This window comes from Pigmentiphaga sp. H8, from assembly GCF_003854895.1.
Classification (GTDB): Bacteria; Pseudomonadota; Gammaproteobacteria; order Burkholderiales; family Burkholderiaceae_B; genus Pigmentiphaga.
The window spans coordinates 4695573-4711376 of sequence record NZ_CP033966.1 but is presented as its reverse complement, the minus strand read 5'-3'; the positions used below and the strand labels follow the sequence as shown (position 1 = coordinate 4711376).

Here is a 15804-nt window from a genome sequence, read left to right as displayed (position 1 = left end):
CCCGTCAATCCCTGGCGGACGCGCGGCGCAGCCGCCGGATGCCGGCGTGCCCCAGGACGAAATCCATGAAGGCCTGGGCCGCCGGCGAGACCGCCACGGTGGCGCGGTGCACGATCGACACTTCGCGCCGCACGACCGGGTCCTGCAACGGTTTCCAGGCGATCACGCGCCGGTCGGCCAGCGCGGTCGCGTAGCCGGGCACGATGCCCACCCCCTGCCCGGCCGACACCAATCCGATCAGCGTGCCGACGTAGGTCGCTTCCCCCGCCGGATCGAGCGCCATGCCCGCCGCGTTGCAGCCCCGCTCGGCCAGCTCGCGGAACACGCTGCCGCGCGGCAGCGTCAGCACGCGTTCCTGTTCCAGCCGGCGCCAGGGCAGGCGCCGCGCGCGCGCGAACGGATGGTCCACCGGAAATATCGCGACCAGCGATTCCTCGAACAACTGTGTGTGCTGCAACTCGGCCTCGGTGCGCCGGAAGGTGCCTATGCCGAGGTCGGCCGCGCCGCTGCGGACCTGCGGCAGCACTTCGTCGGGCAGTGAATCCTTCAAGACGAGTTCGATGCCGGGGTGGCCGGCCCTGAAGTCCGCGACCAGCGGCGGCAGCAGGGTGCCGGACAGCACGAGCGGCGCGGCCACGACCACGCGTCCGCGCTGGTGCGCCACCCATTGGTCGACGTTGGCGATGGCGTGGCCGATGTCGTCCAGGATGCGCTCGGCGCTGGCCAGGAATTCCCGGCCGACGGCGGTGACGCTGACGCTGCGCGTGGTGCGGTCGACCAGGCGCGTGCCCAGTCCCGTCTCCAGTTCGCGGACCAGCAGGCTGAGCGCCGACTGCGTGACGTGCATGGCGTGGGCGGCCTTGGTGAAGCTGCCCAGCCGCGAGACGAGCACGAAGGCTTGCAACTGACGCACCGTCAAATTCATGAGATCAGCTCATTTCTAGATAAGAAATATTCGTTTGAATTATAAGTGAGCCGATCGTGTAATACGGCCATCCGTCATGAGAGCGGCCGGGCGGACCGGCCCCAGTCCAGGGAGACACGATGAATCACCGCACATGGCTGGCCGCGTTCTGCGTGGCCGCATCCGCGTGCGTGCCGGCGGCGGCCGGCGCGCAGGACAAGTATCCTTCCCAGCCCATCAGGATCCTGGTGGGCTTTCCGCCGGGCAGCTCCACCGACGTGGGCACGCGCCTGATCGCCGGCAAGCTGGCGGCGGAACTGGGCCAGAGCGTCGTGGTCGAGAACCGGCCGGGCGCGAGCAGCGACATCGCGGCGCGCGCCGCCGCCAGTGCGCCCGCCGACGGCTACACGCTGTTCGTGGTCACCATCGCCAACGCCATCAATTCCAGTTCGCGCAACCCCGATCTGGTGGACGTGGTCAAGAGTTTCGCGCCGGTGGGGCTGGTGGGCAACGTGCCCAACGTGCTGGTCGCCCACCCGTCCCGCAACCTGAAGTCGGTGGACGACCTGATCCGCGCGGCCAAGGCCAGGCCCGGCGGCATCACGTTCGCCTCGTCGGGCAACGGCACCTCGCCGCATCTGGCGGGAGAACTGTTCGCCAGCAAGGCGGGCGTGCAGTTGCTGCACGTGCCCTATCGGGGCAGTTCGCCGGCCATGGCCGACCTCCTGGGCGGCCAGGTCGCCATCATGTTCGCGCCCGCGTCCACCGCGCTGCCGCACATCCAGTCCGGCAAGCTGGTGGCGCTGGCGGCGGCCAGCAAGGACCGCATCGCCGCGCTGCCCGACCTGAAGACCTTGTCGGAACTGGGACTGAAGGACTTCGACACCTCGGTCTGGTTCGGTCTGGCGGCGCCGGCGGGGACTCCCGATGCGGTCAGGCGGCGGCTGTCAGCGGCCATCCAGTCCGCGCTCGATACGCCTGACCTGCGGGCACAGTTCCGCGCGCAAGGGATCGAACCGTTCAAGGCCGGTCCCGAGGAAACCGCCCGCTACATCCGGGCCGAGGTCGACAAGTGGGCCGAGGTCATGCAGGCGGCGGGCGTCAAGCTGGAATAACCCCAAGCGGGCCTCATCATCACCACAGGAGCAAGACAAGCATGGCAAGAATCCAACTGGCCGAATGCCGGGAATTCATGCGCGCGGCGCAGGAAAAGGCGCTGGAGATGGGCGTGCCGGTGTCGATCGCGGTCGTCAGCGCCGAAGGGCACCTGATCGCGCTCGAGCGCATGGACGACGCGGGCTTCATCACCCCCGACACGGCGCGCGGCAAGGCCTATACCGTGGCCGCGTTCCGCTCCATGAGCCCGCGCTTCCAGGACGGGTTGATCATCCAGCAGTGGTTCAAGGAGCGCAATCCGCAGATGCTGATGAACGCCTCGGTGTTCACCAACGGCCAGGTCGTGGCCTCGGGCGGATGCGCCCCGGTGTTCAAGGGCGACGAGATGGTCGGTGCCTACGGCATCAGCGGCGCGACCTCGGACCAGGACGAAGTCATCGGCCGCTACGCGCGCGAGAAGGCCGGCTGGGCGCACAAGCCCGCCACCGACGACACGCCGGAGGACGTGAAGCGGCACGTCAACGAGATCTACGCCAAGGTCGGCCTGGGCGACCGCGCCCTGTAGGCAGGCGCTGTGCGCCCGCCCTCAGGTCCGGCGGGCGCGCAGCGCGGCTTCCAGCCCGCCGGGAAGCGCGACCGGCTCCGGCAGGTGCAGCATCAGGTTGAGGTATTTCCACGTCGAGCGCGAATGCTCGATCATCAGCGCCTGCGCGCGCGTTCCTTCCCGGTTCTCGATGGCGTCGACGATGTTGCGGTGCTGCTCCTGCGCGCCGCGCAGGATGTCGCGCACGCTGGCCTCGGCCGACGCGGGAACGTTGGTGAACGAATTGTTGACCGAGAAGGGAATGGCCACCAGCCGCTCGAGCGCCCGGGCCACCATGGGGCTTTGCGCGGCGCCGCAGATCAGGTCATGCAGCCGGTCGTTCAGGACGACGTAGTCGTTCTGGCGCCCGGCGACATCGGACGATCCCACCACCGCATCCAGTTCTTCCAGGCATTCGTGCATGGCCTTGAGGACGCGCGCCGGCGCGCCTTTTTCGGCGGCCATCCGCGCCGCCATGCCCTCCAGCGTGCCGCGGATCGAGATGGCGTCGAACACGTCGTCTTCCGTGAAGCTGGACACCACATAGCCGCCCGAGGGCTGGAGGGAGATCAGTCCTTCCTCGCTGATGCGCTGCATGGCGGCGCGGGCCGGCGTGCGTGACACGCCGAAGGCGTCGACCAGCGCCTGTTCCAGCACCCGGTCGCCGGGTTTGAGCTTGCCTTGAACGATCAGGCCGCGCAGTCCGTAGACGGCTCTTTCGGTTTGCGACAGGTTGGGATCGATGTCCATGTGAGAGCGTGAGGCAGGGAAGCGGCCATTATGGTCCAGAACCTTCATTTTCCGTTTTTCGAATACGTTGCGTATACAAAAATAGGGTTTTATGCGTAATAAATAAGCAAAAAATTGTCTTATTCAAATTTTACGTATACGCTGATTGGAAAATAAAGAACATGATTCCGTAAAAAAGTTTCTCCATCGTCCGCCCAAGGAGGCGAAATGTTCGTCAAGAATGCCTGGTACGTTGCCGCCTGGGCGAGCGAGGTGGAGGCCGCGCCCTTCTCCCGCACCCTGTGCGGTGTGCCCGTCGTGCTGTTCCGGGATCCGGGCACGGGCAAGGTGGCTGCCTTGCTCGACCGGTGCTGCCACCGCGGCACGCCCCTGCGGTTCGGCCAGGTCGTGCCGGAGGGCCTGGAGTGCGGCTATCACGGCATGGTGTTCGACGCGGCGGGCGCCTGTGTCCGGATTCCCGGCCAGGCCTCGATTCCACCCAAGGCCAGGGTGCAGTCGTTCCCGGTGGTCGAGCAGGACGAGCTGGTGTGGATATGGCTGGGCGAGCCGCAGCAGGCCGATCCCGCCCGCATCGTCTCCTACCCCTTCCACAACGATCACGCCGCGTGGCCGCACAAGTGCCAGGTCTATCACGTCAAGGCCAGCTCCATGCTGCTGGTGGACAACCTGATGGACCTGACCCACCTGGCCTTCGTCCACAAGAACACCATAGGCGGCAATCCGAAGGCGCATGTCGAGGCCAGGATGACGGTCACGCCCGCCGACGACGGCCTGCACTTCATCCGCTGGCTGATGGACTCCGCGCCGCCTCCCACCTACACCAAGGCGGTGTCCCTGGCCGACCGCATCGACCGGTGGATGGAGTTCCAGTACATCGCGCCGGGCGCGGTACTGCAATGGACCGGCGGCATAGACAGCGGCAAGGGCGCGGTGGAAAACCGCGACCAGCCGGGCTTCTCGCTGCGCATCTTCCACGGGCTGACGCCGGAAACCGAGACCACCTGCTTCTATTTCTGGTCGGCGGCCAACGGCTACCGGCAGGACGACCCCGCCGCGACCGACGCGCTGTTCCACGAGATCGACACGGCCTTCCGCGAGGACAAGGCCATCGTCGAGGCCCAGCAGGCCATGCTGGCCGACCGCGGCGAACAGGGCCTGATCGACATCGTCTCGGACGCCGCCCGGATCCACATGCGGCGCGCGGTCAAGCGGATGATCGCGGCGGAAACCCAGGCCGAAGCCGGCCACACTCCAGGAGCAGGAGCATGACCATGCACTTATCGCGATCCCTCGTTCTGGCCGCGCTGTTCGCCTGCGGCGCCGCCGCGGCGGCGCCGGTGAAGATCGGTTTCCTGTCGACCTTCTCGGGCCCTGGCGCGGCGCTGGGCGTCGACCAGTACGACGGCTTCATGCTGGCCGTGGACCAGGAGAACGGCCGGCTGGGCGGCGTCGAGGTCAAGGTCCTGCGCGAGGACGACGAGATGAAGCCGGAGAAGGGCGTGCAGATCGCGCGCCAGCTGATGGTGCGGGACCAGGTCCCCATCGTGACCGGCATCGTGTTCTCGAACGTCATGATGGCCGTGCATCGGCCCATCACGTCGGGCAAGGTCTTCCTGGTCGGCTCCAACGCCGGCCCGACGCCGATCACGGGGAAGGGCTGTTCGCCCTTTTTCTTCTCGACCTCGTGGAACAACGACCAGTTGCACGAAGCGGCCGGCGAACTGGTCAACCGCATGGGCTTCAAGCGGGTCTATCTGCTGGCGCCCAACTACCAGGCGGGCAAGGACGCCATGGAGGGGTTCAAGCGCACCTACAAGGGCGAGATCCTGGGCGAGGCCTTCAGCCGCGTGAACCAGCCGGACTATTCGGTGGAGATCTCCAACCTGGCCGCGGCCAGGCCGGATGCGATCTATACGTTCTACCCGGGCGGCATGGGAGTGAACTTCACCAAGCAGTACCAGCAGGCCGGCCTGATGACGAAGATCCCGATGATCTCGGTCTCGACCATCGATGGCTCCACGCTGCCGGCCCTGGGCGACCTGGCCCTGGGCGCGGTCACGAGTTCGCCCTACGCGCCGGACCTGGACAATGCGGCGAACCGCGAGTTCGCCGGCGCCTTCCGCAAGAAGTACGGCCGCGAGCCTTCCCTGTATGCGGCCCAGTCCTACGATGCCGCGCGCCTGATCGCCTCGTCGCTGCGGCGCACGGGCGGCAATGTCGACGACAAGGCGGCGTTCCGCGCGGCGTTGAAGGCGGCGGACTTCCAGTCGGTGCGCGGGTACTTCGCGTTCAACACCAACCAGTTCCCGATCTCGCCGTTCTATCGCGTGGACGTGGTCAAGGGCCAGGACGGGAAGGCGGCGCTTTCCAGCAAGGGCGTCATCTTCGAACGCAGCCGCGACTCCTTCGCGCAGGAGTGCCGGATGGATTGAAGCGCCTGGCCGGCTGACATCCGCATGTCGTTGACTATCGATCGAAACACTTGTTAACGTAGGCCCGCACGACCGCTCGTGCGGCCTTCATCGCACCCCCCGCTCTTTCCGCCTTGCCGTTCCGCCCAGCCGGCCCATGGCCGTCGACGACGTCTGGAGGTACCGCGGTGAGTTACCTGATCGATCGCCTCAAGTATTTCAGCCGGATCAAGCAATCGTTCTCCGGCGGCCACGGCACCGTCGTCCAGGAGGACCGGTCCTGGGAGAACGCCTACCGGGACCGCTGGCAGCACGACAAGATCGTGCGCTCGACCCACGGAGTGAACTGCACCGGCTCCTGTTCGTGGAAGATCTACGTCAAGGGCGGCATCGTTACCTGGGAAACGCAGCAGACCGACTATCCGCGCACGCGGCCGGACATGCCCAATCATGAACCGCGCGGCTGTTCGCGCGGCGCGTCGTACTCCTGGTATCTGTATAGCGCCAACCGCCTGAAGTACCCCATGCTGCGCGGCCGCCTGGCCCGCATGTGGCGCGAGGCGCGCAAGACCATGGCGCCGATGCAGGCCTGGGAACACATCGGCACTACGCCGGCGCTGGCGGCGGAGTACAAGTCCATGCGCGGCATGGGCGGGTTCGTGCGCACGACCTGGGACGAGGCCAACGAACTGGTGGCCGCCGCCAACGCGTATACCGTCAAGCGCTACGGCCCCGACCGGGTGGTCGGGTTCTCGCCCATCCCCGCGATGTCCATGGTGTCCTTCGCGGCCGGCAGCCGTTATCTCTCGCTGCTGGGCGGCACCATCCTGAGCTTCTACGACTGGTACTGCGACCTGCCGCCATCCAGTCCACAGACCTGGGGCGAGCAGACCGACGTGGCCGAATCCGCGGACTGGTTCAACGCCAGCTTCATCATGATGTGGGGCTCGAACGTGCCGCAGACGCGCACGCCCGATGCTCACTTCATGGTCGAGGCACGCTACCGCGGCGCCAAGATCGTGTCGATCTTCCCGGACTACGCGGAAGGCTCGAAGTTCGGCGACATCTGGCTGCATCCCAAGCAGGGAACCGACGCCGCGCTGGCGATGGCGATGGGGCACGTCATCCTCAAGGAATACCACCTGGGCGGCAAGAGCGAGTATTTCCGCGAGTACTGCCGCCGGTATTCCGACATGCCCTTCCTGGTCTGCCTGGAGCGCCACGGCGACCGCTACGTGGCCGGGCGCTTCCTGCGGGCGGCGGACCTGCCCGACGCGCTGGACCAAACCAATCATCCGGACTGGAAGACCGTGGCCATCGACGAGCACTCGGGGCGGCTGGTCGCGCCGCTGGGCTCGGTTGGCTTCCGCTGGGGCCAGAAGGAAGGGGGCGACCAGGGCAAGTGGAACCTGGAGTCCCGCGACGCCTCGGGCGGCGATGTCAGCCTTCGACTGTCACTGGTCGGCAGCCACGACGACGTGGTGCCGGTGGCCTTTCCCTATTTCGGCGGGGCCCAGCACGACTATTTCCAGGGCACCGACCACGACGAGGTCCTGCTGCGCAACATGGCGGCGCGGCGGGTGGCGACCCGCGAGGGCGAGGCGCTGGTGGTGACGGTATACGACCTGCTGATGGCCAACTACGGGCTGGACCGCGGCCTGGGCGGCGGCAACGTGGCGGCGTCCTACGATGACGACGTGCCCGGCACGCCGGCCTGGCAGGAGCGCATCACCGGCGTGCGGCGCGACGACGTCGTCACGGTCGCGCGCCAGTTCGCCGACAACGCCGACAAGACGCAGGGCCGGTCCATGGTGATCCTGGGCGCGGGCCTGAATCACTGGTACCACATGGACATGGCCTATCGCGGCATCATCAACCTGGTGGTGATGTGCGGCTGCGTGGGCAAGTCGGGCGGGGGCTGGTGCCACTACGTCGGGCAGGAGAAGCTGCGGCCGCAGACGGGCTGGACCACCGTTGCCTTCGGGCTGGACTGGGCCCGCCCGCCGCGGCACATGAACGGCACCTCGTTCTTCTACGCGCACACCGACCAGTGGCGCTACGAGAAGCTGAAGGTGCAGGATCTCCTGTCGCCGCTGGCCGACGCGGCGCAGTTCCAGGGCACCATGATCGACTTCAACGTGCGCGCCGAACGCATGGGCTGGCTGCCGTCCGCGCCGCAGTTGCAGACCAATCCGCTCGAGGTCGTCCGGGCCGCGCGCGCGGCCGGGCAGGAGCCGGCGGCCTACGTGGTGCAGGCGCTGCGCGAGGGGCGCCTGAAGATGTCCTGCGAGGACCCCGACCATCCCGACAACTTCCCGCGCAACATGTTCGTCTGGCGCTCCAACCTGCTGGGGTCCTCGGGCAAGGGCCACGAGTATTTCCTCAAGCACCTGCTGGGCGCGCGCCACGGGGTGCAGGGCAAGGACCTGGGCGAGACCGGCCAGCAGAAGCCCGACGAAGTCGCCTGGCGCGACGAGGCGCCTCAGGGCAAGCTCGACCTGCTGGTCACGCTGGACTTCCGCATGTCCACCACCTGCATGTATTCCGACGTGGTGCTGCCCACGGCCACGTGGTACGAGAAGAACGATCTGAACACCTCGGACATGCATCCCTTCATCCACCCGCTGTCGGCGGCGGTGGATCCGGTCTGGGAGTCGCGCAGCGACTGGGAGATCTACAAGGGCATCGCCGCGGCCTTCTCGGGCATCGCGCGGGACGAGCTGCCGGCCGCGCAGGACCTGGTGCTGACGCCGCTGCAGCATGACACGCCGGGAGAGCTGGGCGACCCCTATGGCGTGCGCGACTGGAAGCGCGGCGAGACCGAACCCGTGCCGGGCAAGACCATGCCGTCGATGACGGTGGTCGAGCGCAACTATCCCGAGCTGTACCGCCAGTTCACCTCGCTCGGCCCGCTGACGCGCAAGCTCGGCGTGGGCGGCAAGAGCATCTCGTGGAGCGCGGACAGCGAGTGCGACCTGCTCGCGCAGCTGAACTACGCGGTGGACGAAAGCGGCCCCAGCCACGGCCTGCCGCGCCTGGACACGGACATCGACGCGGCCGAGGCCATCCTGACCCTGGCCCCGGAGACCAATGGCCACGTGGCCGTCAAGGCCTGGGAGGCGCTGTCGGCCGTCACGGGGCGCGACCACACCCACCTGGCGGCCCCGCGCGAGCACGAGAAGATCCGCTATCGCGACATCCAGGCGCAGCCGCGCAAGATCATCTCGTCGCCGACGTGGTCGGGCGTGGAGTCCGAGCACGTGAGCTACAACGCCGGCTACACCAACGTGCACGAACTCATACCCTGGCGCACCCTGACGGGCCGGCAGCAGCTCTACCAGGATCATGCGTGGATGCGCGCCTTCGGCGAAGCCATGTGTACCTACCGGCCGCCCGTGGATACCGGCTCCATCCGGCCCATGCTGGAGGCCCCGCGCGACAACGGCAATCCGCAACTGGTGCTGAACTTCCTGACTCCGCACCAGAAATGGGGCATCCATTCGACCTATACCGACAACCTGCTCATGCTGACGCTGTCGCGGGGCGGCCCCATCCTCTGGATGTCCGAGATCGACGCGGCGAAGGCCGGCATCGCCGACAACGACTGGATCGAGGCGTACAACGTCAACGGCGCGCTGGTGGCGCGCGCGGTGGTCAGCCAGCGCGTGCCGCAGGGGATGACGATGATGTATCACGCCCAGGAGAAGATCGTGAACACGCCGGGGTCGGAAATCACAGGCACCCGCGGCGGCATCCACAACTCGGTGACGCGGATCGTGCTCAAGCCCACGCACATGATAGGCGGGTACGCCCATCTTTCGTACGGCCTGAACTACTACGGCACGGTGGGTTCGAACCGCGACGAGTTCGTGATCGTCCGCAGGATGGCCAAGGTCGACTGGCTCGACACGCCGGCCGCAGCCCAGGCAACCCGCTAGAGATCGGGAGACGACGATGAAGATCCGCGCGCAGATCGCGATGGTGCTGAACCTGGACAAGTGCATCGGCTGCCATACCTGTTCGGTTACCTGCAAGAACGTCTGGACCTCGCGCCAGGGGGTGGAATACGCCTGGTTCAATAATGTCGAGACCAAGCCCGGCGTCGGCTTTCCCAAGGATTGGGAGAACCAGAAGCGCTGGAACAGCGGCTGGCGGCGCCGCCCGGACGGCAGGATAGAGCCGCGCCAGGGCGGCAAGCTCAAGCTGCTGGCGAACATCTTCGCCAATCCCAACCTGCCCGAGATCGACGACTACTACGAACCCTTCACCTTCGACTACGACCATTTGCAGTCGGCGCCGGAACAGCAGGCCGCCCCTACCGCCCGGCCGCGCTCGCTCATCACCGGGCAGCGCATGGAGAAGATCGAGTGGGGGCCCAACTGGGAAGAGATCCTGGGCGGGGAGTTCTCCAAGCGATCCCAGGACTACAACTTCGAGGACGTCCAGAAAGAGATCTACGGGCAGTTCGAGAACACCTTCATGATGTACCTGCCGCGCCTGTGCGAGCACTGCCTGAATCCCAGCTGCGTGGCGAGCTGCCCGTCGGGTTCGATCTACAAGCGCGAGGAGGACGGCGTGGTGCTGGTCGACCAGGACAAGTGCCGCGGCTGGCGCATGTGCGTGTCGGGCTGCCCCTACAAGAAGATCTACTACAACTGGCACAGCGGCAAGGCGGAGAAGTGCATCTTCTGCTATCCGCGCATCGAGGCTGGCCAGCCTACCGTCTGTTCGGAAACCTGCGTGGGGCGGATCCGCTACCTGGGGGTGCTGCTGTACGACGCCGACCGCATCGAACAGGCGGCGGCGGTCGAGCACGAGAAGGACCTGTACCAGGCGCAACTGGACGTATTCCTGGATCCGCACGACCCGGCCGTCGCCGCCCAGGCGCTGGCCGACGGGGTCCCGCAGTCGTGGCTGGACGCGGCGCGCGTGTCCCCGACCTACAAGATGGCGGTGGAGTGGAAGATCGCGTTTCCGCTGCACCCGGAGTACCGCACGCTGCCCATGGTCTGGTACGTGCCGCCGCTATCGCCCATCCAGTCCGCCGCCCACAGCGGACAGATCGGCTCCTTCGGCGAGCTGCCCGACGTGAAGTCGCTGCGCATCCCGCTGCGCTATCTGGCCAACATGCTGACGGCCGGCGACGAGGCGCCGGTGGCCCTGGCGCTGGAGCGCCTGCTGGCGATGCGCGCCTTCATGCGGGCCCGTACGGTGGACCGGCAGGAGCGGCGCGACATCCTGGACCAGGTCGGCCTGACCCTGGCCCAGGTCGAGGACATGTACCGCTATCTCGCCATCGCCAACTACGAGGATCGCTTCGTCATCCCCACCGCCCATCGCGAGTACGCCGAGAACGCCTTCGACCTGAAGGGCTCCTGCGGCTTCACCTTCGGCGACGGCTGTTCGAACGGCGTCTCGCAGACCTCGCTGTTCGGCGCGCCGCCCCGCGACCGCGCGGAGCAGCCGGTGACGTTCATGGAAGTGCAGCGCAGCCGATGACCTATACCGTGCTTTCCACCCTGCTGGCCTATCCCGACGCCGAGATGGTGGCGGCGCTGCCCGAGCTGCGGTCGGCCCTGGCGCCGGCCGACGCCGCCACGCTGGCGCCGCTGTTCGCGATGATGGAGGGCAAGCCCGACCTGATCGCGCTGCAGGAGGAGTACGTGGCGACCTTCGACCGGCGCCCGGCCCATTCGCTGCACCTGTTCGAGCATGTCCACGGCGAATCGCGCGACCGTGGACAGGCCATGGTGAACCTGCGCGAGGAATACCTGCGGCATGGCCTGGAGCCCCGGCCCGGGGAACTGCCGGACTATGTGCCGATGTTCCTGGAGTTCCTGGGCCAGTTGCCGGCGCCGCAGGCGGCGGTCCTGCTGGGCGATGCGATCCACGTGCTGGCCCGCATCGGCGACAAGCTCGACGCGGCGGGCAGCCCGTACGCCCGGGCCTTCGACGTGCTGCGGCGCCTGACCGACGTCCAGCCCGAGGCCCTGCCCGAGCCGCCCGAGGGGGACATGGAGGAAGGCATGGTCACGTTCGGCCCCGGGGCCGGCATGACCGAGCCGGCCCTGCGCGCGCACGGCCAGCCGCAGCCGGTGCGCTTCCACGCAACCGACCCGCGGCGCGCGGCGGCCGGGACGGGCAAGGGAGGAAACCATGGGTGACTACCTGTACCACTTCTTCTTCGCGATCTATCCGTACATCGCGCTGGCGATCTTCCTGCTGGGCAGCCTGGCCCGGTTCGAGCGCGGGCAGTACACGTGGAAGAGCGACTCCAGCCAGTTGCTCAAGCGCGGCACGCTGCGCTGGGGCAGCAATCTTTTCCACATCGGCATCATCTCGCTGTTCTTCACGCATCTGGTCGGCCTTTTGACGCCGCCCGCCGTCTATCATGCGATGGGCATTTCCACCGGGCTCAAGCAGACGATGGCGATCGTCGTCGGGGCCATCCTGGGGCTGGTCTGCCTGGCGGGGCTGCTGCTGTTGATCTGGCGGCGCTGGTCCGAGCCGCGCATCGCGGCGACCTCGCGTTTCTCCGACTGGCTGACCCTGGTCTGGATACTGATCGTCCTGGCGCTGGGGCTCCTGTCCATCCTGACCTCGATGCAGCACAAGGACGGCGCGGTCATGATCGCGCTGGGCGAGTGGGCGCAGCGCATCGTGACCTTCCGCGGCGGCGCCGCCGAGGCCATGGCGGGCACGCCCGTCATCTACCACGTGCATATGGTGCTGGGCATGACGCTGTTCGCGATCTTTCCGTTCACGCGGCTGGTGCACGTGTGGAGCGGATTCGGCTCGGTCGCCTACCTGGGGCGCGCCTGGCAGCTGGTGCGGCCGCGCGGATGAGGGGGGACGGCATGATATCGGTCAACGGCGTCATCATCGACGAGGCGCGGCTGGCGTCGGAGGCCCGGCGTCACCAGGAGGCCGTCGATCCCATGGAAAGCGCCGCGCAGGAACTGGTGCTGCGGGAACTGTTGGTCCAGCGGGCCCGCGCGCTGGGCGTCGGCACGCAAGGCGACGAGGCGGTACGGGCCGTGCTGGCGGCGGACGTGCGCACGCCCAGCGCCGACGAGGCCGCCTGCCGCCGTTACTACGACATGCACGGCGAGCGCTTCGTGGTCGATGCGTGGGTCGAGGTCGAACACATCCTGTTCCAGCTGACGCCGCGCATCCGCGCGCCCGTGCTGCGCCATCGGGCCGGCGAGATCCTGCAGGCCCTGGCGCAGGCAGGCCCGGCGGCCTTCGCCGACATGGCGCGGCAATATTCCAACTGTCCCTCGGCCGTGGCCGGCGGCGGGCTGGGCACGATACGGCGCGGCGAAACGGTGCCGGAGTTCGAGGCCGAGGTATTCGCCATGCCGGCGCATACGCTGCGCGAGCGGCTGGTCGAGACCCGGTACGGTTTCCACATCGTCCGTACCGGCGCCCGGGACCCGGGCCGCACGCTGGCTTTCGAGGACGCCCACGCGCGCATCGCCGAGTGGCTGCAGGCCGCCAGCCTGCGCCGCGCCACCCACCAGTACCTGCAATGGCTCGTGGGCCAGGCCGACATCAAGGGGTTGGACATGCAGGGGGCGGATTCGCCGCTGCTGCAATAGCGCGTGGTGCGAACGCAGGCGCCGGACGGGGCGGGCCGTCGATCGGGAGAATGCTCATGACGACTCCATTCAAGGCGTACTCGGTGCTGTATGCCAGCACCCTGGCCTTCATGGTGTGTTTCGTGGTGTGGATGATGTTCGGCGTGCTGGGCATACAGATACGCGAGGAACTGAGCCTGGATGCCTTCCGTTTCGGCCTGCTCACCTCCACGCCCGTGCTGACCGGCGCGGTGTTCCGCCTGCCGCTGGGAATATGGACCGACCGGTTCGGCGGGCGCATCGTCATGACCGTGCTGCTGCTGGTCTGCGCGGTTCCGGTCTATCTCGTCAGCTATGCGCAGCAGCTCTGGCAGTTCCTGGCCATCGGGCTGTTCCTGGGCCTGGTGGGCGCTTCGTTCGCGGTGGGCACGCCCTATGTCGCGCGCTTCTTCCCGCCCGAGCGGCGTGGCTTCGCGATGGGCTTCTTCGGCGCCGGCACGGTCGGGGCCGCGGTGAACCTGTTCCTGACGCCGGTGCTGCTGGAGCTCTACGGCTGGCGTACGGTGCCGCGGATCTATGCCGTCGCCCTGCTGGCGACCGCCGCGATCTTCTGGCTGGCCGCCGCGCCCGATCCGGGCGCGGGCAAGAAGGGCGCGGGCTTGCGCGAGTCGATGGCCGTGCTCAGGAACCCCAAGGTCTGGAAGTACTGCCAGTACTACTCGATCACCTTCGGCGGCTTCACGGCGTTGTCGCTGTGGATCCCGCAGTACTTCAAGGCCGAGTACGGGCTGTCGCTGGCCATGGCGGCGGGGCTGGCGGCCGGGTTCTCGCTGCCCGGCTCGGTGCTGCGCGCGGTGGGCGGCGTGCTGGCCGACCGTTTCGGCGCCCACAACACGACCTGGTGGTGCCTGTGGGTGGCCTGGGTCTGCCTGTTCCTGCTGTCCTATCCGGATACCACGCTGGTGATCAAGACCATGGACGGCACCGCGAACCTGCACATCTACCTGCCGATGTGGCTGTTCACCGCGCTGCTGTTCGTGCTGGGCATGGTGTTCGCATTCGGCATGGCATCCACCTTCAAGTACGTGGCGGACGATTTCCCCGAGAACATGGGGCTGGTGTCGGGCGTCGTCGGGCTGGCCGGCGGCCTGGGCGGCTTTCTGCTGCCGCTCATGTTCGGCTTCCTAGCCGATCTCCTGGAGGTGCGTTCGAGCTGCTTCATGCTGCTCTACGGCGTGGTCTGGGTGTCGCTGATCATCATGTACCTGTCCGAGGTCCGGCGGGTGCAGATCTCGGGCGAAGTCATGGGCGCGGCGCCGTCCCGGTAGGCGCCGCGTCGGGTCAGGAGGCGGCCGTGCGCGGTTCGCGCGCCGCCTCGCGTTCCCGCTCCGCCATGCGCGCCAGCACCTGGCGCGTCAGCAGCGATCCGGCATCGAAGGGCACGCTGACGGCCCCGTGGACCACCGCGCCGTCCCGCAGGTGGTCGTGCAAGGCCTGCTGCGCTTCCAGCGCGATCACGTCCTGGTCCGCCACTTCCCGCGCGCCGCGGTCCATGCGTTCGAGCGTGGCCGGATCCACGCCTTCCCATTCCAGGGACACCCACGACCAGTAATGTGTGGCGCCGCAGCCGTCGGGTGTCATGAAATGGGTGGTCGAGAAGGGATAGCGTTGCTCCGGGACCTGCGAGGCCCAGACGGCCTGGCGGATGCAGACGGCGGAAGGCGCCCGGAATTCGAAGCGCTGGTCATGGTCCATGGGCGCGCCCAGCGGCAGTCCCATCACGTCCGACCACAGCGGCGGCGTGCTGGATTCGCGCATGATGCGCGTGCTGACCACCGTGTCGCCGTGCTCGCGCGCGCGGGGGATGACGCGGGCCAGTTCCGGGTGTCCCTGCTGATCGTGATGGACGTAGGGCACGTGCGAGAAATCCAGCAGGTTCTCGATCAGCAATTGGTAGTGCGCGCGCAGGTGGGCGTAGTACGAGACCTTGGCCGAGCCGTCCAGCCATGGACAGTCGGGTATGAGCGCGGGGTCGGCAAGCGCGGGATCGCCCGGCCATATCCACAGCATGTCGTGGCGTTCGGCCAGGGGAAAGCGCTGGACGCGCGCGTCGCGCGGAATGCGCGGGGACGAGGGGATGTGGACGCACTCGCCGCTGCTGGCGAACGTGAAGCCGTGGTAGCCGCAGCGGATGTCGTCGCCGACCAGGGCGCTGCGCGACAGGGGAAATTGCCGGTGCGCGCAGGCATCGAGCAGGGCGACGGGCTCGCCCGCCTCGGTCCGGTACAGCACGACGGGCGTGCCCAGCAGATGGCGTCCCAGCAGGGTGCGGCCGACCTCGGCCGAGGTGGCGGCGGCATACCAGGCGTTACGGATGAGGGGCGAAGTGGACGGCGCGGACATGGCGGTGTTTCCGTGAACGGGGGAAAGCCATCACGCTACCGGCGCGCCGCCGCCGCG

13 protein-coding genes are annotated in these 15804 nt (G+C 67.7%); 10 read left to right on the top strand and 3 right to left on the bottom strand.

Going from position 1 to position 15804, the window contains the following annotated elements; translation table 11 throughout:
• Positions 1 to 4: 4 nt before the first annotated feature.
• Positions 5 to 925, bottom strand: a complete 921-nt coding sequence (locus tag EGT29_RS22165; RefSeq protein WP_124691018.1) for a LysR family transcriptional regulator — start codon at positions 923 to 925, stop codon at positions 5 to 7.
• Positions 926 to 1044: 119 nt separating this feature from the next.
• On the opposite strand from EGT29_RS22165, the gene EGT29_RS22160 reads away from it, so the two are divergent.
• Complete coding sequence (locus EGT29_RS22160; protein ID WP_124691017.1) at positions 1045 to 2019, top strand: tripartite tricarboxylate transporter substrate binding protein; 975 nt, start codon at positions 1045 to 1047, stop codon at positions 2017 to 2019.
• A gap of 41 nt (positions 2020 to 2060) precedes the next feature.
• Complete coding sequence (locus EGT29_RS22155; protein ID WP_124691016.1) at positions 2061 to 2585, top strand: heme-binding protein; 525 nt, start codon at positions 2061 to 2063, stop codon at positions 2583 to 2585.
• Positions 2586 to 2606: 21 nt separating this feature from the next.
• Here EGT29_RS22155 and EGT29_RS22150 read toward each other — a convergent pair whose 3' ends face one another.
• A complete protein-coding gene (locus EGT29_RS22150) occupies positions 2607 to 3353 on the bottom strand; it encodes a GntR family transcriptional regulator (protein WP_161567914.1) in 747 nt (248 codons plus the stop codon).
• 207 nt (positions 3354 to 3560) lie between these two features.
• On the opposite strand from EGT29_RS22150, the gene EGT29_RS22145 reads away from it, so the two are divergent.
• The 8 genes from EGT29_RS22145 (at position 3561) to EGT29_RS22110 (ending at position 14672) form a co-directional block, all read left to right on the top strand.
• A complete protein-coding gene (locus tag EGT29_RS22145) occupies positions 3561 to 4622 on the top strand; it encodes an aromatic ring-hydroxylating dioxygenase subunit alpha (RefSeq protein WP_124691014.1) in 1062 nt (353 codons plus the stop codon).
• Positions 4619 to 5785, top strand: coding sequence for an ABC transporter substrate-binding protein (locus EGT29_RS22140; protein ID WP_124691013.1), 1167 nt, complete (start codon positions 4619 to 4621; stop codon positions 5783 to 5785). The genes EGT29_RS22145 and EGT29_RS22140 overlap by 4 nt, the downstream gene beginning before the upstream one ends.
• A 167-nt stretch (positions 5786 to 5952) precedes the next feature.
• Positions 5953 to 9702 (top strand): nitrate reductase subunit alpha, encoded by a 3750-nt coding sequence (locus EGT29_RS22135; protein WP_124691012.1) that lies wholly within the window; start codon positions 5953 to 5955, stop codon positions 9700 to 9702.
• Between the two features lie 16 nt (positions 9703 to 9718).
• A complete protein-coding gene (narH, locus tag EGT29_RS22130) occupies positions 9719 to 11263 on the top strand; it encodes a nitrate reductase subunit beta (RefSeq protein ID WP_124691011.1) in 1545 nt (514 codons plus the stop codon).
• Positions 11260 to 11928, top strand: a complete 669-nt coding sequence (gene narJ / locus EGT29_RS22125; RefSeq protein WP_124691010.1) for a nitrate reductase molybdenum cofactor assembly chaperone — start codon at positions 11260 to 11262, stop codon at positions 11926 to 11928. The genes narH and narJ overlap by 4 nt, the downstream gene beginning before the upstream one ends.
• Positions 11921 to 12610 (top strand): respiratory nitrate reductase subunit gamma, encoded by a 690-nt coding sequence (narI, locus tag EGT29_RS22120; RefSeq protein WP_124691009.1) that lies wholly within the window; start codon positions 11921 to 11923, stop codon positions 12608 to 12610. Before narJ ends, narI begins: the two co-directional genes overlap by 8 nt.
• Before the next feature lie 11 nt (positions 12611 to 12621).
• On the top strand, positions 12622 to 13365 hold the full coding sequence (locus tag EGT29_RS22115; protein WP_124691008.1) for a peptidylprolyl isomerase: 744 nt from the start codon (positions 12622 to 12624) through the stop codon (positions 13363 to 13365).
• 50 nt (positions 13366 to 13415) lie between these two features.
• On the top strand, positions 13416 to 14672 hold the full coding sequence (locus EGT29_RS22110) for a nitrate/nitrite transporter (protein ID WP_370282552.1): 1257 nt from the start codon (positions 13416 to 13418) through the stop codon (positions 14670 to 14672).
• Between the two features lie 13 nt (positions 14673 to 14685).
• On the opposite strand, the gene EGT29_RS22105 is transcribed toward EGT29_RS22110, so the two are convergent.
• Complete coding sequence (locus EGT29_RS22105; protein ID WP_124691006.1) at positions 14686 to 15747, bottom strand: aromatic ring-hydroxylating dioxygenase subunit alpha; 1062 nt, start codon at positions 15745 to 15747, stop codon at positions 14686 to 14688.
• Between the last annotated feature and the right edge of the window lie 57 nt (positions 15748 to 15804).